This is a genomic window from Streptomyces sp. Z26 (genome assembly GCF_003665095.1).
GTDB classification, from domain to species: domain Bacteria; phylum Actinomycetota; class Actinomycetes; order Streptomycetales; family Streptomycetaceae; genus Streptomyces; species Streptomyces phytohabitans.
The window spans coordinates 1,518,710-1,536,991 of record NZ_RCHV01000002.1; the positions used below are offsets into that span (position 1 = coordinate 1,518,710).

The 18,282-nt window shown below is 70.4% G+C and carries 19 protein-coding genes; 12 read left to right on the forward strand and 7 right to left on the reverse strand.

Annotation, left to right across the window (positions count from 1 at the left end; all coding sequences use genetic code 11):
- The first annotated feature begins 52 nt into the window (after nt 1–52).
- A complete protein-coding gene (locus D7M15_RS06665; protein WP_121516641.1) occupies nt 53–523 on the forward strand; it encodes a MerR family transcriptional regulator in 471 nt (156 codons plus the stop codon).
- Between the two features lie 4 nt (nt 524–527).
- Nucleotides 528–1,556 (forward strand): aldo/keto reductase, encoded by a 1,029-nt coding sequence (locus tag D7M15_RS06670; RefSeq protein ID WP_121516642.1) that lies wholly within the window; start codon nt 528–530, stop codon nt 1,554–1,556.
- Between the two features lie 137 nt (nt 1,557–1,693).
- On the opposite strand, the gene D7M15_RS06675 is transcribed toward D7M15_RS06670, so the two are convergent.
- Nucleotides 1,694–2,425, reverse strand: coding sequence for a pirin family protein (locus D7M15_RS06675; RefSeq protein ID WP_121516643.1), 732 nt, complete (start codon nt 2,423–2,425; stop codon nt 1,694–1,696).
- Nucleotides 2,426–2,486: 61 nt separating this feature from the next.
- On the opposite strand from D7M15_RS06675, the gene D7M15_RS06680 reads away from it, so the two are divergent.
- The 5 genes from D7M15_RS06680 to D7M15_RS06700 all read left to right on the forward strand — a co-directional run bounded on the left by D7M15_RS06680 (nt 2,487) and on the right by D7M15_RS06700 (nt 7,483).
- On the forward strand, nt 2,487–3,695 hold the full coding sequence (locus D7M15_RS06680; protein ID WP_206337327.1) for a helix-turn-helix domain-containing protein: 1,209 nt from the start codon (nt 2,487–2,489) through the stop codon (nt 3,693–3,695).
- A gap of 100 nt (nt 3,696–3,795) precedes the next feature.
- Nucleotides 3,796–4,752: an ACP S-malonyltransferase gene (locus D7M15_RS06685; protein ID WP_121516644.1), complete on the forward strand. Its 957-nt coding sequence runs from the start codon at nt 3,796–3,798 to the stop codon at nt 4,750–4,752.
- Nucleotides 4,753–4,772: 20 nt separating this feature from the next.
- Nucleotides 4,773–5,777 carry a ketoacyl-ACP synthase III gene (locus D7M15_RS06690; RefSeq protein ID WP_121516645.1) on the forward strand — a complete coding sequence of 335 codons (1,005 nt, stop codon included), beginning with the start codon at nt 4,773–4,775 and terminating at the stop codon, nt 5,775–5,777.
- Between the two features lie 97 nt (nt 5,778–5,874).
- Nucleotides 5,875–6,123 carry an acyl carrier protein gene (locus D7M15_RS06695; protein ID WP_121516646.1) on the forward strand — a complete coding sequence of 83 codons (249 nt, stop codon included), beginning with the start codon at nt 5,875–5,877 and terminating at the stop codon, nt 6,121–6,123.
- Between the two features lie 73 nt (nt 6,124–6,196).
- Nucleotides 6,197–7,483 carry a beta-ketoacyl-[acyl-carrier-protein] synthase family protein gene (locus D7M15_RS06700; RefSeq protein WP_121516647.1) on the forward strand — a complete coding sequence of 429 codons (1,287 nt, stop codon included), beginning with the start codon at nt 6,197–6,199 and terminating at the stop codon, nt 7,481–7,483.
- 115 nt (nt 7,484–7,598) lie between these two features.
- On the opposite strand, the gene D7M15_RS06705 is transcribed toward D7M15_RS06700, so the two are convergent.
- Both D7M15_RS06705 and D7M15_RS06710 read right to left on the reverse strand, forming a co-directional pair.
- A complete protein-coding gene (locus D7M15_RS06705; RefSeq protein ID WP_121516648.1) occupies nt 7,599–8,465 on the reverse strand; it encodes an NAD(P)-dependent oxidoreductase in 867 nt (288 codons plus the stop codon).
- A gap of 44 nt (nt 8,466–8,509) precedes the next feature.
- Nucleotides 8,510–9,004: a DUF3145 domain-containing protein gene (locus D7M15_RS06710; RefSeq protein WP_121516649.1), complete on the reverse strand. Its 495-nt coding sequence runs from the start codon at nt 9,002–9,004 to the stop codon at nt 8,510–8,512.
- A 372-nt stretch (nt 9,005–9,376) separates the two neighbouring features.
- On the opposite strand from D7M15_RS06710, the gene D7M15_RS06715 reads away from it, so the two are divergent.
- From D7M15_RS06715 to D7M15_RS06725, 3 genes are all read left to right on the forward strand, one after another.
- A complete protein-coding gene (locus D7M15_RS06715) occupies nt 9,377–10,249 on the forward strand; it encodes an SGNH/GDSL hydrolase family protein (protein ID WP_240649163.1) in 873 nt (290 codons plus the stop codon).
- 144 nt (nt 10,250–10,393) lie between these two features.
- Nucleotides 10,394–11,167, forward strand: a complete 774-nt coding sequence (locus D7M15_RS06720) for an IclR family transcriptional regulator (RefSeq protein WP_121516651.1) — start codon at nt 10,394–10,396, stop codon at nt 11,165–11,167.
- Complete coding sequence (locus D7M15_RS06725; protein WP_121516652.1) at nt 11,164–12,015, forward strand: SMP-30/gluconolactonase/LRE family protein; 852 nt, start codon at nt 11,164–11,166, stop codon at nt 12,013–12,015. Before D7M15_RS06720 ends, D7M15_RS06725 begins: the two co-directional genes overlap by 4 nt.
- Here D7M15_RS06725 and D7M15_RS06730 read toward each other — a convergent pair.
- A complete protein-coding gene (locus D7M15_RS06730; protein ID WP_121516653.1) occupies nt 11,994–12,476 on the reverse strand; it encodes a MarR family transcriptional regulator in 483 nt (160 codons plus the stop codon). The genes D7M15_RS06725 and D7M15_RS06730 overlap by 22 nt on opposite strands.
- An 86-nt stretch (nt 12,477–12,562) precedes the next feature.
- On the opposite strand from D7M15_RS06730, the gene D7M15_RS06735 reads away from it, so the two are divergent.
- Both D7M15_RS06735 and D7M15_RS06740 read left to right on the forward strand, forming a co-directional pair.
- Complete coding sequence (locus tag D7M15_RS06735) at nt 12,563–13,615, forward strand: NADP-dependent oxidoreductase (RefSeq protein ID WP_121516654.1); 1,053 nt, start codon at nt 12,563–12,565, stop codon at nt 13,613–13,615.
- 138 nt (nt 13,616–13,753) lie between these two features.
- Nucleotides 13,754–14,182 carry an organic hydroperoxide resistance protein gene (locus tag D7M15_RS06740; protein ID WP_121516655.1) on the forward strand — a complete coding sequence of 143 codons (429 nt, stop codon included), beginning with the start codon at nt 13,754–13,756 and terminating at the stop codon, nt 14,180–14,182.
- A 173-nt stretch (nt 14,183–14,355) separates the two neighbouring features.
- Here D7M15_RS06740 and mmsB read toward each other — a convergent pair whose 3' ends face one another.
- The 3 genes from mmsB to chvE are packed head-to-tail and all read right to left on the reverse strand — an operon-like array spanning nt 14,356 to nt 18,279.
- On the reverse strand, nt 14,356–15,600 hold the full coding sequence (gene mmsB / locus D7M15_RS06745) for a multiple monosaccharide ABC transporter permease (protein ID WP_121516656.1): 1,245 nt from the start codon (nt 15,598–15,600) through the stop codon (nt 14,356–14,358).
- Between the two features lie 4 nt (nt 15,601–15,604).
- Nucleotides 15,605–17,140, reverse strand: coding sequence for a multiple monosaccharide ABC transporter ATP-binding protein (gene mmsA, locus D7M15_RS06750; RefSeq protein ID WP_121520352.1), 1,536 nt, complete (start codon nt 17,138–17,140; stop codon nt 15,605–15,607).
- Nucleotides 17,141–17,157: 17 nt separating this feature from the next.
- On the reverse strand, nt 17,158–18,279 hold the full coding sequence (gene chvE, locus D7M15_RS06755) for a multiple monosaccharide ABC transporter substrate-binding protein (protein WP_121516657.1): 1,122 nt from the start codon (nt 18,277–18,279) through the stop codon (nt 17,158–17,160).
- Nucleotides 18,280–18,282: the final 3 nt, after the last annotated feature.

Sequence of the window (18,282 nt, forward strand, 5' to 3'; positions counted from 1 at the left end):
GACCCCGGCTCCCTCTTGCTTCGAGTGCGCTCCAAGTCCGTAGCGTGCGGGTATGACCGTGACGGAGACGCACACAGCGGAAGAGGCCACCGCGCGGGACGACTGTGTCGCCGACCGGCGGGTGCTGCCGCCACGCCCGGAGGGCAAGGACCGGTACACGATCAGCGAGGTCGCGGCCTGTACGGGACTGAGCGCGCACACCCTGCGCTGGTACGAGCGGATCGGCCTGATGCCGCACGTCGACCGCTCACACACGGGCCAGCGCCGTTTCACCGACCGGGACCTGGACTGGCTCCAGCTGGTCAACAGACTGCGGTCGACGGGCATGCCGGTGGCGGACATGGTGCGGTACGCGGAGCTGGTACGGGCCGGGGAGCACACCTGCGGTGAGCGGCTGGAGCTGTTCGAGGCCACGCGCCGGGACGTGCTGCGGCGCATCGAGGAGCTTCAGGAAACCCTCACGGTCCTCGACTACAAGATCGACATCTACGCGAACGCCCAGCGGGCGTCGGAAGGGACGTGAGTCCATGAGCACGGACAGCGGCACGGAGAGGATCCCGACCGCGCGGCTCGGCAACGGCGGTCCGGAGGTGGGTGTCCAGGGCCTGGGTTGCATGGGCATGAGCTTCGCCTACGGCCCGACCGACGCCGACGAGGCGCGCGCCACCCTGGAACGGGCCCTGGAGCTGGGCGTCACGTTCTACGACACCGCGGACGCCTACGGGGCCGGGGACAACGAGGAGTTCCTCGCGCCGTTCGTCGCCGCGCACCGCGACGAGGTGGTCGTCGCCACCAAGTTCGCGTTGAGCATCCCCGCCGACGACCCCACGAAGCGGATCGTCCGCAACGACCGCCCGTACCTGCGGGAGTGCGTCGAGGCCAGCCTCCGCCGCCTCGGCGTCGACGAGATCGACCTCTACTACATGCACCGCAAGGCGCCCGAGGTGCCGATCGAGGAGAGCGTCGGCGCCATGGCGGAGCTGGTACGCGAGGGCAAGGTCAAGCACCTGGGCCTGAGCGAGGTGACCGCGAGCGAGCTGCGCGCCGCGCAGGAGGTGCACCCGATCGCGGCCCTCCAGTCGGAGTGGTCGGTGTTCAGCCGGGACATCGAGGAGGGCGTCGTCGACGCGGCGCGGGAGCTGGGCGTCGCCCTCGTCCCGTACTCGCCGCTCGGCCGCGGCTTCCTCACCGGTGCCTTCGCGGACGCCGAGAAGGACCTGAGCGCCGGTGACCAGCGGCGCGTCCACCCGCGCTTCACCGGCGACAACGCGGCGAAGAACGTCTCGCTGCTCGCGCCCGTACGCGAGATCGCCGCGGCCCACGGCGCGACGCCCGGCCAGGTCGCCCTCGCCTGGGTGCACCAGCGGGCGGCGGCGCACGGGCTGACGGTCGTCCCCATCCCGGGCACGCGCAGGCGGAGCCGGGTGGAGGAGAACACCGGCGCGACGCGCGTCGAGCTGTCGGCGGCCGAACTGGCGCGGCTGGAGCCCGTCGCGGCGCAGGTCTCCGGGGCGCGCTACCCCGACATGACGCTCACGTCCGCCGGGCGCGACTGACCCGGGCGCAGCGCCGGGAGCGTACGCCCGCGAATCGGTACGGACGTACGCTCCCGGCCGCTCGACACGGCGCCGCACCGCACGGCCTCGACACCGCACGGCCATCACACCGCACCGGCCCTGACCAGGGCCGGGGTTCAGCCGTAGACCGGTTCGGCGTGCATCTCCCAGAGCAGCAGTTCCGCGTCGCCCACCGCTCGCGCCTCCAGTCCCCGCGCGTCCGTCACCCGCGCCGCGTCCCCCGCGGCGAGCCGCTCCCCGCCGAGGTCCACCGCGCCGCGTACGACGTGGACGTACACCCACTCCGCGTCGGGGACGGCGGTACGGGCGCCGTCCCCCAGCCGCCGTACGTGCAGCACCGCGTCGGTGCGCGGCATCGCGTACGGCGTGCTGTCGGCGATGCCGCGCACCACCTCGTACTCGGGCTCGGCCCACGGGTGGTCCGCCCTGTCGCCCCGGCCGCCGCTGCCCCCGCCCCCGGCGTCGCCGCCGCCACGGGGCCCGGGCACGAGCCACATCTGTACGAAGCGCAGCTCCCCCTCCCCCGCGTTCCGCTCCGCGTGCCGGACCCCGTCGCCCGCGCTCAACCGCTGCACGTCACCGGGGCGTACGACCGTCACCCTGCCCGTCGAGTCCTCGTGCGCGAGGAGCCCCTCCACGACCCAGGTCACGATCTCGACGTCGCGGTGCGGGTGCGTGTCGAAACCCGCGCCGGGTGCGAGGCGTTCCTCGTTGCAGGCCACGAGCAGGCCGAATCCCGTGTTCTCCGGGTCGTAGAAGCCGGAGAAGGAGAAGGCGTGCAGGGTGTCGATCCCCGCCGTGCCGTCCCCGCCCCGATAGCGGTCCGCCGCGCGCCACAGCTGAAGCATGCGGTCAAAGGTAATCCGCCCCAGGCCCCCCGTAACCCGTCCGATGAGGCAGGCTGGTCATGTGCCTGAAGCAACCGAGCCCGCCGAACCGCCGTCCAACCGAACGACCGACCACCCCCACATCGCCACGTTGAGAAGGCTGGAGCAGTCCTCCGGCAAGCTCGCGGCGGCCGCGATCGCGCGGATGGACGAACAGCTTCCCTGGTACCGCGCGATGCCACCGGAGAACCGCTCCTGGATCGGACTGGTCGCGCAGGCGGGCATCGCGGCGTTCACCGAGTGGTTCCGCCACCCGGAGACGCCGCAGGCGATCAGCACGGACGTCTTCGGCACGGCGCCGCGCGAGCTGACCAGGGCCATCACGCTGCGTCAGACCGTGGAGATGGTGCGTACGACCATCGAGGTCGTGGAGCGCGCCATCGACGAAGTGGCCGCCCCCGGCGACGAGTCGGTGCTGCGCGAGGCCACGCTCGTCTACGCGCGGGAGATCGCCTTCGCCACCGCGCAGGTGTACGCGCAGGCCGCCGAGGCACGCGGCGCCTGGGACGCGCGACTCGAATCGCTCGTCGTCAACGCGGTGCTGTCCGGCGAGGCCGAGGAGGGCGCCGTCTCCAGGGCGGCGGCACTGGGCTGGAACTCCCCGGAGCACGTGGCCGTTGTCCTGGGTACGGCGCCTGACGGCGACAGCGAGTTGACCGTCGAGGCCATCCGCCGCGCCGCCCGGCACGCCAAGCTCCAGGTGCTCACCGGCGTGCTCGGGGACCGGCTGGTGGTCATCGCGGGCGGCTCCAACGACCCGTTGCGCGCCGCGAAGTCGCTGATCGGGCCGTACGCGCCCGGCCCCGTCGTGGCCGGCCCGGTGGTGGGCGACCTGCTGTCCGCGACCCGGTCCGCGCAGGCCGCCGCGGCCGGACTGCGGGCGTGCGCGGCCTGGCCGGACGCGCCCCGGCCGGTGCTCGCGGACGATCTGCTGCCGGAGCGCGCGATGGCCGGAGATCCCATCGCCGCCGAGCTGCTGGTGGAGGAGATCTACAGACCGCTGGAGGCCGCCGGTTCCGCCCTGCTGGAAACCCTGAGTGTCTACCTGGAGCAGGCCACGAGCCTGGAAGGGGCCGCACGCATGCTGTTCGTGCACCCCAACACCGTGCGCTACCGGCTCCGACGTGTGACTGATGTCACCGGATGGCTACCCTCCGATGTGCGCTCCGCGTTCACGCTGCGTGTCGCGCTGATCCTGGGGCGACTGGCCGACGGGGACGCGCAGCATTAGCCAACCCCCGGGTTTTTGTCGTGCCCCGACAATTCCTCCGACACTTCTTCGTACCGGTCCCCACGGGCGGTGGACGCCGTCCGCAAGAGAGAGTGTGAGAGTGCTCGTACTCGTCGCTCCCGGCCAAGGCGCCCAGAAGCCTGGCTTCCTGTCCCCCTGGCTCGACCTCCCCGGCGTCACCGAACGCCTCGAGGAGTGGTCGGCCGCCATCGACCTGGACCTGATCCGCTACGGCACCGAGGCAGACGCCGACGAGATCCTGGACACCGCCGTCGCCCAACCCCTGCTGGTCGCGGCCGCGTTGGTGTCCACCGGGGCCCTGCTGGAGGGCCACGACCCGGTCCGCGCCCTCGGCGCCACCAGCGGCCACAGCGTCGGCGAACTCGCCGCGACCGTCACCGCGGGCGTGCTGCCCGCGGACACCGTGATGTCCCTCGTACGCACCCGGGCCGACGCCATGGCCGACGCGGCCGCCGTCACCGAGACCGGCATGGCCGCGGTGCTGGGCGGCGAACCGGAGGCCGTCACCGCGTACCTGGCGGAGCTGGGCCTCACCCCGGCCAACATGAACGGCGGCGGCCAGATCGTCGCCGCGGGCACCACCGAGCAGGTGGCCGCGCTGGTGGCGGCCCCTCCGGAGGGCGCGAAGGTCCGCGCGCTGAAGGTCGCGGGCGCGTTCCACACCTCGCACATGGCGCCCGCGGTCAGCACGTTGGAGACCGCCGTCAAGGACGTCGACCCGAGCGACCCGGTGATCCCGTACGTCTCCAACAAGGACGGCCAGGTGGTCCGTTCGGGTACGGAGATCGTCCGGCGGCTGGTCGGGCAGGTCGCCAACCCGGTCCGCTGGGACCTGTGCATGGAGACGTTCGGCGCGCTGGGCGTGACCGCGATGATCGAGGTCTGCCCCGGTGGCACCCTCACCGGCCTGGCCCGGCGGGGACTGCCCGGCGTGGAGCGGGTCGCGCTCAAGTCCCCCGATGATCTCGATAAGGCCCGCGCGCTCGTGAGCGAGCACGAAGCCGCAGCGGCCACCGCTGCCGGCACGGCCGAATAGCCGAGGAGGAGCCGGACAGCATGACCGCCAAGATCAGGCCCGCGAAGGGTGCCGCTCACGCGCGCATCCACGGCGTCGGCGGCTACCGCCCGACACGTGTGGTGCCGAACGAGGAGATCCTGAAGCACATCGACTCCTCGGACGAGTGGATCCGTTCCCGTTCCGGCATCGCCACGCGGCACTGGGCGGGCCCGGACGAGACCGTCGCGGAGATGAGCCTGGAGGCCGCGGGCAAGGCGGTCGCGGACGCGGGCATCACCGCGGAGCAGATCGGCGCCGTCATCATCGCGACCGTCTCCCACTTCAAGCAGACCCCGTCGATCGCCGCGGAGATCGCCGACCGGCTCGGCACCGAACGGGCCGCGGCCTTCGACATCTCCGCCGCGTGCGCCGGGTTCGGCTACGGCCTGACCCTCGCCAAGGGCCTGATCATCGACGGCAGCGCCGAGTACGTGCTGGTCGTGGGCGTCGAGCGGCTGTCCGACCTGACGGACCCCACGGACCGGTCCACCGCCTTCCTGTTCGGGGACGGCGCGGGTGCCGCGATCGTCGGACCGGCCGAGGAGCCGGGCATCGGCCCGTCGGTCTGGGGCTCCGAGGGCGACAAGCACCACGCCATCGAACAGACCGTGCCCTGGGACGCGTACCGCGACCAGCACCTCGAGAAGTTCCCGGCACTCCGCCAGGAGGGCCAGACGGTCTTCCGCTGGGCGGTGTTCGAGATGGCCAAGGTCGCCCAGCAGGCGCTGGACGCCTCCGGGGTCACGACCGACGACCTGGACGTCTTCATCCCGCACCAGGCCAACATGCGGATCATCGACTCGATGGTGAAGACACTCAAGCTGCCGGACCACGTCACCGTAGCCCGTGACGTGGAGACGACCGGCAACACCTCGGCCGCCTCCATCCCCCTCGCCATGGAGCGGATGCTGGCGACCGGGCAGGCCAGGAGCGGGGATCTCGCGCTCGTCATCGGGTTCGGGGCGGGTCTGGTCTACGCCGCGACGGTGGTTACCCTCCCCTAGCAAGATCCCGTACGGCGTCAACGGACGCCGTGGGCAGTACCGCACAGCAAGTTCTCAGCGCACAGCAAGCCGGAACACACCAGAAGGAGCGCCGCACATGGCCGCCACGCAGGAAGAGATCATCGCCGGTCTCGCGGAGATCGTGAACGAGATCGCCGGTATCCCCACCGAGGACGTCCAGGAGGACAAGTCCTTCACGGACGACCTGGACGTGGACTCGCTGTCGATGGTCGAGGTCGTCGTCGCCGCCGAGGAGCGCTTCAACGTGAAGATCCCGGACGACGACGTCAAGAACCTCAAGACGGTCGGCGACGCCACCAAGTACATCCTGGAGCACCAGGGCTGAGCCGGACTGTCGCTGCCCTGCGGTGGCGCCGGCTCGCCACCGCGTACCCCTCAACCGTGGAGAAATCATCCCGATGAACGCGACCCACAAGTCCGTGGTCGTCACCGGTATAGGCGCAACCACACCGCTGGGTGGCGACAGTACGTCGACCTGGGAGGCACTGGTCGCCGGCAAGTCCGGAGTCGCCCTGATCGACGAGGAGTGGGCGACCGACATGCCTGTGCGCATCGCCGCGCAGGCGGTCGTCGACCCCGCCACCGAGTTCACCCGTCCGCAGGCCCGGAAGCTCGACCGCTCGGCACAGTTCGCCCTGGTTGCCGCGCGGGAGGCGTGGAAGGACGCGGGCTTCTCCGGCCGTGCCGGTGAAGTCCCCCTGGAGGACGGCGCGAAGGGCGCCACCGTGGACCCCGACCGGCTCGGCGCGGTCGTCGCCTCCGGTATCGGCGGCGTCACGACGCTGCTCGCGCAGTACGACGTGCTCAAGGAGAAGGGCGTACGTCCCGTCTCCCCGCACACCGTGCCGATGATGATGCCGAACAGCCCCTCGGCCAACGTGGGTCTGGAGTTCAACGCGCGTGCCGGCGTGCACACTCCGGTCAGCGCCTGCGCGTCCGGGACCGAGGCCATCGGCTACGCCATCGAGATGATCCGCTCGGGACGTGCGGACGTCGTCGTCGCGGGCGGTACGGAGGCGGCGGTCCACCCGCTGCCGCTCGCCGCCTTCGGCAACATGATGGCGATGTCGAAGGCCAACGACGACCCGGAGGGCGCGTCCCGCCCGTTCGACGTCGGCCGGAACGGCTTCGTCCTCGGTGAGGGCGCCGGTGTGATCGTGCTGGAGTCGGCGGAGCACGCCGCCGCCCGCGGCGCGCGGGTGTACGCGGAGGCGGTGGGCCAGGGCGTGTCGGCCGACAGCCACCACATCACCCAGCCGGAGCCCAGCGGGAACGGCATCGCGCACGCGTTGCAGAACCTGCTGGAGAACTCCGACCTGAAGCCGTCCGAGCTCGCGCACGTCAACGCGCACGCGACCTCGACGCCGCAGGGTGACGTCGCCGAGATCAAGGCGATGCGGAAGGTGTTCGGCGACGACACCGACCACATGGTGGTGTCCGGCACCAAGTCGATGACCGGTCACCTGCTGGGTGGCGCGGGCGGTATCGAGACGGTGGCGACCGTGCAGGCGGTGTACCACCGACTGGCGCCGCCGACGATCAACGTCGAGAAGCTCGACCCCGAGGTGGAGGCCGACGTCGTACGCGACGAGGCACGGGCGCTGCCCGACGGCAGGATCGCCGCGCTCAACAACTCGTTCGGCTTCGGCGGGCACAACGTGGTGCTGGCCTTCCGTACGGTCTGAGTGACCGTCGGGCCCGCACCGGTCCGACGGTTGTCGAGGGGTGGTTCCGCGCCGCAGGGCGCGGGGCCACCCCTCGCGCGTGCGAACGCCCGCCGGGCCGGTGCGGGCGCGTTCGCTACGCGAAGCTGGCGTAGTACGAGGCGGCCATGTCCTCGCCGCCGTGGCCCTGCCGGGAGGCGCGGCGGAAGCGTTCGGCCCCGGCGGCCGCGACGTCCAGCCGTACGCCCGCCGACTCCGCAGCCTCGACGATCAGGCGGGCGTCCTTCTCGGCGGTGTCGACGGCGAAGCTCGGCTCGAACCGACCGGCGCGGATGACCTCCGACTTGGCCCGCAGGTAGCCCATGTCGAGCGGGCCGCCCGCGACCGCGTCGAGGAAGTCGCCGGGCTCCACGCCGAGTCCCTCGGCCAACGCGACGGCTTCGGCGACGCCGTGCGTGACGGTGAGGACCCAGCTGTTGCACACGAGCTTGAGCCGGGTCGCGGCCCCGGGCTCTCCGCCGACCCAGACCGTACGCGCGGCGACGGCGTCGAGCACCCCGGCGAGCGTCGTACGCGCTGCTTCCGGGCCTGCGGCGAGCACGGTCAACTGCCCGTTCTCGGCGGGCTCCCGGGTGCCCAGTACGGGGGCGTCCACGAATGTCAGGCCCCGCTCGGCGGCGAACCCCACGAGCGGAACCAGCCCCTCCGGTCCCGTGGTGCTGCTCTGCATCCACACCGCACCGGGACGGAGTACGGGAGCGGCGGCACGTACGGCGTCGAGGCTGGCGGGGCCGTCGTGGAGGACCGTGAGAACGACGCCCGCTCCGTCGGCGGCCTCGGCAGGGGTGTCGCAGACGCGGGCGCCGTCGGCCGCGAGCGGTTCGGCGCGGGTCCGCGTACGGTTCCACACCCGTACGTCGTGGCCCGCGCGGCAGAGGTTGCGCGCCATGGCCGCACCCATGATCCCGGTGCCGAGCACGGCGACTGAAGTGTTGTCAGACATGGGAGCACGCTAGGTCCTCGTACGCCTGCCAGGACAGGACGCGCTCAGACCACTTGGTGCAGCCAGCGCACCGGCGCGCCCTCACCGGCGTGCCGGAACGACTCCAACTCGTCGTCCCAGGGCTTGCCGAGCAGCTTGGCGATCTCCGCCTCCAGGTCGCTCTCGCCCCGCGAGGCGCGGGCGGCGGCGGCGCGCAGCCGGTCCTCCGGGATGAGGATGTCGCCGTGGAGTCCGGTGACGGCGTGGAAGATGCCGAGCTCGGGCGTGGAGCTGTAGCGCTCGCCCTCGGCCGTGGCGCAGGGCTCGGCGGTCACCTCGAAACGCAGCAGGTGCCAGCCGCGGAGCGCGGAGGCAAGCTTCGAGGCGGTGCCGGGATCGCCCTGCCAGGAGAACTCGGCACGCCAGGTGCCGGGAGAGGCCGGCTGTCTGATCCAGTCGAGGTTGACGCGTGCGCCGAGGACACCGGCCACGGCCCACTCGACGTGCGGGCACAGCGCGCGGGGCGCGGAGTGCACGAACAGAACTCCACGTGTCATCACCGGGACCTCCAGTGCGGTTCGAGGGTCGCCTTCCCCAGCGGCCTCGAGTACCTACCGGTCATGCGCCGGTTCAGCGCCTGACATTCTGCGCCAACGGTCACTTGCCTATCAGCTCCCGAGGTTACGAGCAGTAAACACCACTGCGGGCAATTATCCCCGAAAGGGACATGAAGTGACGCGATGTAATCTTCGATTGCGGCCTGTTCTCCGCACCCTCTCTGCTAGGGAAAAGCTACCGCGCGGCGGGCCACGGTGAGTGACGTACCGTCGGATGGGACCCGGAATCAGCCGAGCGGGCGGGAACCGATCACACGGGGGCAACGGATGCGAGAGGCCGAAGGGCACGGGTCGATGCGTACGCGAAGGAGTGCGGTGACCGCGACGGTCGCCGCGGTCCTCACCGGCGGACTGCTGCTGGGCGCGTGCGGCGGCGGCTCGGACGGCGACGGCGACGACGGGTCACGTGGCCGAAAGACGTCTCCGTCGGCGGAAGCGTCGCCGTCCACGGGCGGCTGGGACACGCGACCCGACTCGATCGCGGCCGTGGGTGATTCGATCACCCGCGGCTTCGACGCCTGCTCGGTGCTGTCGGACTGCCCGGAGGTGTCATGGGCGACCGGCACCGACCCGGCCACCCGAAGCCTGGCCGTGCGGCTGCTCGACGAACCCGCGGGCCGCAGCTGGAACTTCGCCGAGACCGGTGCGCTGACGGCCGATCTGCCCGCGCAGATGGAGCGGGCGGCTGCCCGCGAGCCGGAGTTGGTCACCGTGATGACGGGCGGGAACGACGCGTGCCGACCGTCGGTCGACGCCATGACACCGGTGGACGACTTCCGTGCCGATTTCGCGCGGGGGCTGCGCACCCTGCGTGAGAAGCAGCCGCGCGCGCAGGTGTACGTGGCGAGCGTGCCCGACCTGAAGCGGCTGTGGTCGGAGGGGCGGAAGAACGAGGCGGCGAGGCAGGTGTGGAAGCTGGGGATCTGCCAGTCGATGCTGCGCGACGCGGAGGCGACGGGCGCGGCCGCCGAGGAGCGCCGACAGCAGGTCCAGGACCGGGTGGTGGCGTACAACGAGGTCCTTGAGGAGGTGTGCGCCGAGGACCGCCGCTGCCGTTACGACGGCGGCGCCGTCTTCGCGTACCGCTTCACCGGTGACGAACTGAGCAAGTGGGACTGGTTCCACCCCGGCAAGCAGGGGCAGCGGACGCTGGCGCGACTGGCGTACGGGCGGATCACCGCGCCCTGAGCCGGAGCGGTGGGCGTACGGGTCCGGGGCGGTGCCCGCGCATTGCCCGGCTGGCGAGCACTGGACTAGGCTCCGTTCGTCATCTCGATCAGGATTCGATATCTCGAACTTCACCACTGCTCCTCGCAGGGAGAGGCGGGCACCGTGGGGCGTCTCGTACCGGCCGTGACCAGAGCGCTGGACATTCTCGAACTCTTCCTGGACAGCGAAGGCCCGCTCACCGCACCCGACATCACCCGCAGGCTGCAACTGCCGCGGACGACCGTGCACGAGCTGGTGACCACCCTGACCGCACGGGGGTACCTGGTGCCCGTGCCGGACCAGCCGGGACGCTATCGGCTGGGCGTGCGCACCTACCAGTTGGGCAGCCGCTACGCGGAACAGCTCGACCTGGCCGCCGAAGGACGGCAGGTGGCGCGGAACGTGGCCGAGACCTGCGACGAGACGGTCCATGTCGCGGTCCTCGAAGGCATGGAGGTCATCTACATCGCGAAGATCGACAGCACCCATGCCGTCCGTATGGTGTCGGCTGCGGGAAGGAAGCTGCCCGCGCACTGCACGTCGGTCGGGAAGATGCTGCTCGCGTCGCTGTCGGAGGCGGAGTTGGACGCCCGCCTGGAGGCGCACGGTCCGCTGACCGCGATGACGCCGAACTCCCTCACCGAACCCGACGCGCTGCGCGACGCGCTGACCGAGGTGCGCGCCCGGGGCGTCGCGGTCGAGCAGCGGGAGTCGAATCCGGACGTGAGCTGCGTGGCCGCGCCCGTACGGGACTCCGGCGGACGGGTCGTCGCCGCGCTGAGCGTCTCGGTGCCCATGATCCGCTGGAGCGACGAGCGGCGCGACGAACTGGCCGCCCTGGCGGTGAAGGGCGCGGCCGAGCTGTCCGGGCGGCTGGGCCACCGGGGGCGGGCATGACCGGCCGTCCGGAGGTGGCCGTACGGGCGGGCGCCACGCTCGGCGAGGGCCCGACGTGGGATGCCGCGCGGCAGCGACTGATCTGGGTGGACATCCTGTCCGCGCGGGTGCACACCTTCGACCCCGCCGACGGCCGCCGCACGGTGCTGGCCACCGAACAGCACGTGGGCGCGGCCAAGCCCCGCGCCGGCGGGGGTCTCGTGGTCAACCTCCGTGACGGGGTGGGTTGTTACGGTCCGGACGGGCGCTTCGCCTGGCTGCACCGCGCCCCTCTGCCGGGGCGACGCGGGAACGACGCGGCGGTGGCACCCGACGGAGCCCTGTGGGTGGGCACGATGCGCTACGACGAGGGCGCGGGCGGCGGCGCCCTGACCAGGGTCGCCGCGGACGGGTCCGCGGTGACCGTGCTCAAGGGGGTCACCATCAGCAACGGCGTGGGATGGAGCCCGGACGGGCGCCTCATGTACTACGTCGACACCCCCACCCGTCGCGTCGACGTCCTCGACGTGGAGGGCGCGACCGTCACCGGGCGCAGAACGCTCGTGGAACTGGAGCCGGGCGCGGGGATGCCGGACGGGCTGACCGTGGACGCCGACGGGTGCGTCTGGGTCGCGCTGTGGGACGGCGGCGCGGTCCGCCGCTACACGCCGGGGGGCGTGCTCGACCGGGCGGTGGAGATGCCCGCCTCGCGGATCACCTCCTGCGCCTTCGGCGGGGCGGGGCTGACGGATCTGTACATCACGACGGCGCGCACCGGGACGGACCCGGGAGCGGAACCACTCGCGGGCTCGCTGCTCGTACTGCCGGAGGCGGGACACGGGCTGGCTCAGCCTCCCTTCGCGGGCTGATCCCCCGCGGGGCCGGGGTCTTCCGGCTGTTCGTCACCCAGCATCCGGCGGAGCAGGTCACGGAGCATCTTTCGCTCCAGCGAGGTGAGACCGGCGAGCGGCTCGCGCGCGAAGTCGAGCGCGTCGCGGAGCACGTCCGCGGTGGCCCGGCCCTCCTCCGTGGCGGCGGCGACCTTGACCCGGCGGTCGGAGGGATCGGGGCGGCGCTCGACGAGGCCGCGGGCCTCGAGCCGGTCGACTATCCCCGTGACGTTCGACGGCTCGCACTTCAACTGCCTCGCCACGTGCCGCATGGGCGCCGGCTCGCGGGCGAGGAGCCCGAGGACGCGGGCCTGGGCACCGGTCAACGAGTGCTGCGACGCGACCAGTTCGTACTCCTCGTGATACCGCATGACGACGGTCGCGATGAGGTCGACGACCTCGCGGGTGAGCGGGTCGGTACGAGGTTCTGTCGCTGCCATGGAATCAGCCTACAGCATTGCTTGACATCATGAAATATTCAGCCGATGATTCTTTCAGCACCTGAAACACACTGGAGGCCAGTTCCGTGACCCCGTCCGAGTCCTCGTCCAGCTCCGCCGCCGGAGCGCTGCCCACCACCGGCCGCGAATGGCACCTGACGGCCCGCCCCGAAGGCTGGCCGACGCCTGACGGCTTCGCGCTGCGCGAGGCGCCCGTCGCCGCGCCGGGCGCGGGCCAGATCCTCGTGCGCAACCTGTACCTCTCGGTGGACCCGTACATGCGGGGCCGGATGAACGACGTCAAGTCGTACGTCCCGCCGTTCAAGCTGGACGAGCCGATGGAGGGCGGCGCGGTCGGCGTCGTGCTGGCCTCGGAGGCCGAGGGCTTCTCCCCCGGCGACCACGTGCTGCACTTCCTCGGCTGGCGTGAGTTCGCCACGCTCGACGCCCAGCACGCGACCCGCGTGTCGGCAGATGTGGCCCCGCTCAGCAACTACCTGGGGGTGCTCGGCACGACCGGTCTGACCGCGTACGCCGGTCTGCTGGAGTCCGCCTCCTTCCAGGAGGGCGACGCCGTCTTCGTGTCGGGCGCGGCGGGCGCGGTCGGCAGCATCGTGGGGCAGATCGCCCGGCTCAAGGGTGCGTCGCGGGTCATCGGCAGTGCCGGTTCCGACGAGAAGGTCCGGCTGCTCACCGAGGAGTACGGCTTCGACGCCGCGTTCAACTACAAGAACGGCCCGGTCGCGGAGCAGCTCAAGGAGGCCGCGCCGAAGGGCATCAACGTCTACTTCGACAACGTCGGAGGGGAGCACCTGGAAGCCGCCATCAGCTCCCTCAAGGTGCACGGCCGGATCACGATCTGCGGCATGATCGCGCAGTACAACGCCACGGAGCCGCCCGCCGCCCCGCGCAACCTCACCATGGTGATCGGCAAGCGCCTGCGGCTCCAGGGGATGCTCGTCATGGACCACGCGGGGCTCCAGGACCAGTTCACGGCGGATGTCGCGGGCTGGCTGGCGTCCGGCGAGCTGAAGAACAAGGAGACGTTCGTCGACGGTGTCGAGAACACGCTGGACGCGTTCCTCGGCGTGCTGAAGGGCGAGAACGTCGGAAAGATGGTGGTCCGGCTGGACGGCTGACCGTCATCGGCCCCGCCCGGGGGCCCGACGGAGCCGTGGCGTCCGAAGCCGCTCCGCCACTCACCGGGCTCGGGCCGGGAGACCACGGAGATCGTGGACCCGAGCCCGAGTCAGCAACCTGATCAGGAAGGAACCTCCATGCCCATCCAGCCGATCGACGTCAAGTACCAAGCGGTCGCGACGGCCGAGAACGGCCGTGACGGCCGGGTCGCCAGCGACGACGGCCAGCTCGACGTCGTCGTCAACCCGCCCAAGGAGATGGGCGGCAGCGGTGCGGGGACCAACCCCGAGCAGCTGTTCGCCGCGGGCTACAGCGCCTGCTTCCAGAGCGCCCTGGGAGTCGTCGCCCGCAGGGAGAAGGCCGACATCACCGGGTCGACGGTGACCGCCAAGGTCGGCATCGGCCCCACTCCCGACGGCGGCTTCGGACTGACGGTGGCTTTGTCCGCGCACATCCCGACCGTGGACGCGGCCACCGCCAAGGACCTGCTGGAGAAGGCGCACCAGGTCTGCCCGTACTCGAACGCGACCCGCGGCAACATCGAGGTCACCCTCACGGTCGACTGATCGGGCCGCCCCGTTCCGATCACGCCCGTGCCCGTGTGTCCGCCCCGCGCCCCCGCGGAGGGCGGGGCGGACACACCAGGGCACCGGCCCGGTCGACACACATCGTGTCGACACGGCTTCCTGCCTGGCTTCCTGGAGGTGAGCACCCGGCTGAAGGCTCCGCACCGGTACGGCTATGAACCCGCCCGGCGCTTGTTCCACACGTCGAAGCCGACGGCCGCCAACAGCACCAGGCCCTTGATGACCTGCTGGTAGTCGGTACCGATCCCGACCAGCGACATCCCGTTGTTCAGCACACCGAGCACCAGGCCGCCGATGACGGCGCCCAGCACGGTGCCGACGCCGCCGCTCATCGACGCCCCGCCGATGAACACCGCCGCGATGGCCTCCAGTTCGAACATCGTCCCGGCCTGTGGTGTCGCCGCGTTGAGGCGGGCGGCGTAGACGCAGCCCGCGAGAGCGGCCAGTACGCCCATGTTGACGAAGACGAGGAAGGTGACCCGCTTGTCCTTGACGCCGGACAGCATCGCGGCGGCCTTGTTCCCGCCCAGTGCGTAGACATGGCGCCCGATGACGGCGTTGCGCATGACGAAGCCCAGGCCGATCAGGAGTCCGCACATGATGAGAAGGACCACCGGCACGCCCCGGTAACTGGCCAGCGTCATCGCGAAGGCCGCCACCGCGGCGACGATGGCCACGCACTTGAGCACCCACAGGTTGAACGGCAGCACGTCCAGCTCGTACGCCAACTGCCGCCGCCGGTCGCGCCATTCCTGGAAGACGATGACGACGGCCAGCACCACCGCGATGAGCACCGTCAGGTCGTGGTAGTTCTCCAGCGGCCCGCCCTCGGGGAGGAAACCCTGGCTGATCTTCTGGAAGCCCTGCGGATAGGGCGAGATGGACTGGCCTTCGAGCACGATCTGGGTGGCTCCCCGGAAGAGGAGCATCCCGGCGAGGGTCACGATGAAGGAGGGGATTCCGATGTAGGCGATCCAGAACCCCTGCCAGGCTCCGGCAAGGGCGCCGATGAGCAGCGAGATCACCAGGGCCAGTGGCCAGGGGAAGTCGTGCTTGACCATCATCACGGCCGAGAGGGCGCCGACGAAGGCGACCACGGAGCCGACGGAGAGGTCGATGTGCCCGGCGATGATGACGAGCATCATCCCCATGGCCAGGATCAGGATGTAGCTGTTCTGCTGGATGATGTTGGAGACGTTGACCGGCTGGAGCAGTGTGCCGTCGGTCCAGATCTGGAAGAGCACGATGATCAGGGCGAGCGCGATCAGCATGCCGTACTGACGCATGTTGGTGCGTACGGACTCCAACAGGGCCGCGATCAGACCGCCACGGGAGCCGGTCGGTCCGGCGCCCGGAGCGGGGATCGTGGGCTGTTTCTCGGTGATGCCCGTGCTCATCTCTCTACCCTCTGTCCATGGTCATGTGGCGCATCAGCACTTCCTGGCTGGCCTGCGCACGGGGGATGTCACCGGTCAGCCGTCCCGCCGCCATCGTGTAGATGCGGTCGCACATCCCCAGCAGTTCGGGGAGTTCGGAGGAGATAAAGATGACGGCCTTGCCGCGGGCGGCGAGTTGGTCGATGACCGTGTAGATCTCGTACTTCGCGCCGACGTCGATGCCGCGGGTCGGTTCGTCGAGGATGAGCACCTCGGGATCGGCGTTGATCCACTTGCTGAGGACGACCTTCTGCTGGTTTCCGCCGCTGAGGCGGCCGACCTTCTCGAAGACCGTGGGGGCCTTGATGTTCATCGACTTGCGGTACCGCTCGGCGACGCGGCGTTCCTCGTGCTCGTCGACGATGCCGTGGCGGGCGAGCTTGGGCAGGGAGGAGAGGGAGATGTTGCGGCTGATGTCGTCGATCAGATGGAGACCGAACTGCTTGCGGTCCTCGGTGACATACGCGAGACCGTGCCGGACGGCTTCGGGGACGGTACGGGTGCGGATCTCGCGGCCGCCGAGACTGACCGTGCCACCCGCGTACCGCCCGTAGCTCCGGCCGAAGACGCTCATCGCCAGTTCGGTGCGGCCCGCGCCCATCAGGCCGGCGACGCCGACGATCTCCCCGCGCCGAACCTCCAGGGACACGTCGTCGACCACCTTCCGGTGGTGGTCGATGTGGTGCCGCACGCTCCAGCCGGAGATGCGGAGCGCGGTCTGTCCCGCGTCGTCGCCCGCGTAGTGGGTGCGTTCGGGGAAGCGGTGGTCCAGGTCGCGGCCCACCATGCCCCGGATGATGCGCTCCTCGGAGACCTCGGGCTCCGTTCCGGGACCGTCCCGGACGGCGAGGGTCTCCACGGTGCGCCCGTCGCGCAGGATCGTCACGGAGTCGGCCACACGGCGTATCTCACCGAGCTTGTGGGAGATGACGATGCAGGTGATGCCCTGGTCACGCAGTTCCCGGATGAGATCGAGCAGGGTCTCGCTGTCCTCGTCGTTGAGGGCCGCGGTGGGCTCGTCCAGGATGAGCAGCTTCACCTTCTTCGCCAACGCCTTGGCGATCTCGACCAGTTGCTGCCGACCGACACCGAGATCCGCGACGCGCGTCTGCGGTTTCTCCGGCAGCCCGACGCGTTGCAGCAGCCGGGCGGCGTGCCGGAGTGTCTCGTTCCAGCTGATGACCCCTTTGGAGGCGAACTCGTTGCCGAGGAAGATGTTCTCCGCGATGGAGAGAAACGGGACCAGGGCGAGTTCCTGGTGGATGATCACGATGCCACGCCGCTCGCTGGCGCCGATGTCCTTGAACCGGCACGGCTCGCCGTCGAAGTGGATCTCCCCCTCGTAACTGCCGTGCGGGTGCACCCCGCTGAGCACCTTCATCAGGGTGGACTTCCCGGCGCCGTTCTCGCCGCAGATCGCGTGGATGGCGCCCCGACCCACTTCCAGTTCGACGCCGGAGAGGGCTTTGACGCCGGGAAAGGTCTTGGTGATCGCGCGCATCTCCAGGAGGGGCGGGGTCACTTGAGTTGCCCCGCCTTGTAGTAGCCCTCGTCGACGAGCATCTGGGCGTTGTCCTTGTCGACGCTCACCGGGTCCAGCAGGAAGGAGGGCACGACCTTGTTGCCGTTGTCGTAGCTCTTGGTGTCGTTGACCTCGGGCTTCTTGTCGTGCAGGACGGCGTCCGTCATGGCGACGGTCTGCTTGGCCAGCTTGCGGGTGTCCTTGAAGACCGTCTGCGTCTGCTGTCCGCGCAGGATCGACTTCACCGAGGCCAGTTCGGCGTCCTGTCCGGTGATGACGGGGTACGGCTTGGACTTGGCGCCGTAACCGGTGCTCTTGAGCGCGGAGATGACGCCGATGGAGATGCCGTCGTACGGGGAGAGGACCGCGTCGACGCGGGCGGAACCGTAGTTCTTGGAGAGGAGGTCGTCCATGCGTTTCTGGGCGGTGCCGCCGTCCCAGCGCAGTGTCGTGGCCTGGTTCATCCGGCTCTGACCGCTGCGCACCGTCAGCTGCTTGCTGTCGAGGTACGGCTTGAGCGCGCTCATCGCGCCGTCCCAGAAGTACTTGGTGTTGTTGTCGTCGGGGGAACCGGCGAACAGCTCGATGTTGTACTTCTCGTCGCTGTTCTTCTCCAGCTCCAGGGTGTCGACGATGTACTGGGCCTGGAGCTTGCCGACGCGTTCGTTGTCGAAGCTGGCGTAGTAGTCGACGTTCTCGGTGCCGGTGATGAGGCGGTCGTAGGAGATGACGGGGATGCCGCGTTCCTTGGCCTGGCTCAGCACGTTGGTGAGGGCGCTGCCGTCGATGGCCGCGATGACCAGGGCGTCGCGGCCCTTGGAGATCATGTTCTCGATCTGGGCGACCTGGTTCTCGACCTTGTCGTCCCCGTACTGGAGGTCGGTCCCGTAACCCTTGGCCTTGAACTGCTCCACCATGTTCTTGCCGTCGGCTATCCACCGTTCCGACGACTTGGTGGGCATGGCGATCCCGATGGTGGCGTCGTCGGCGCTGCCCTTCTTCTCGTCGCTGCCGCCCTCGCTCTGCTGGCCGCAGCCCGTGGCGGTGAGCGCCACGGCGAGCAGGGTGCCGGCGGCGGCGGTGGCGCGCCGGGTGTACGGGCTTCTCGCACTGCGCATGAT

What these genes read in the sequence shown, in the direction of transcription:
- chvE (WP_121516657.1), bottom strand. Translation starts at nt 18,279, where the DNA reads ATGCGCAGTGCGAGAAGCCCGTACACCCGGCGCGCCACCGCCGCCGCC.
- D7M15_RS06670 (WP_121516642.1), top strand. Translation starts at nt 528, where the DNA reads ATGAGCACGGACAGCGGCACGGAGAGGATCCCGACCGCGCGGCTCGGC.
- mmsA (WP_121520352.1), bottom strand. Translation starts at nt 17,140, where the DNA reads ATGCGCGCGATCACCAAGACCTTTCCCGGCGTCAAAGCCCTCTCCGGC.
- D7M15_RS06665 (WP_121516641.1), top strand. Translation starts at nt 53, where the DNA reads ATGACCGTGACGGAGACGCACACAGCGGAAGAGGCCACCGCGCGGGAC.
- D7M15_RS06700 (WP_121516647.1), top strand. Translation starts at nt 6,197, where the DNA reads ATGAACGCGACCCACAAGTCCGTGGTCGTCACCGGTATAGGCGCAACC.
- D7M15_RS06675 (WP_121516643.1), bottom strand. Translation starts at nt 2,425, where the DNA reads ATGCTTCAGCTGTGGCGCGCGGCGGACCGCTATCGGGGCGGGGACGGC.
- D7M15_RS06705 (WP_121516648.1), bottom strand. Translation starts at nt 8,465, where the DNA reads ATGTCTGACAACACTTCAGTCGCCGTGCTCGGCACCGGGATCATGGGT.
- D7M15_RS06730 (WP_121516653.1), bottom strand. Translation starts at nt 12,476, where the DNA reads ATGGCAGCGACAGAACCTCGTACCGACCCGCTCACCCGCGAGGTCGTC.
- D7M15_RS06695 (WP_121516646.1), top strand. Translation starts at nt 5,875, where the DNA reads ATGGCCGCCACGCAGGAAGAGATCATCGCCGGTCTCGCGGAGATCGTG.
- D7M15_RS06740 (WP_121516655.1), top strand. Translation starts at nt 13,754, where the DNA reads ATGCCCATCCAGCCGATCGACGTCAAGTACCAAGCGGTCGCGACGGCC.
- D7M15_RS06725 (WP_121516652.1), top strand. Translation starts at nt 11,164, where the DNA reads ATGACCGGCCGTCCGGAGGTGGCCGTACGGGCGGGCGCCACGCTCGGC.
- D7M15_RS06690 (WP_121516645.1), top strand. Translation starts at nt 4,773, where the DNA reads ATGACCGCCAAGATCAGGCCCGCGAAGGGTGCCGCTCACGCGCGCATC.
- mmsB (WP_121516656.1), bottom strand. Translation starts at nt 15,600, where the DNA reads ATGAGCACGGGCATCACCGAGAAACAGCCCACGATCCCCGCTCCGGGC.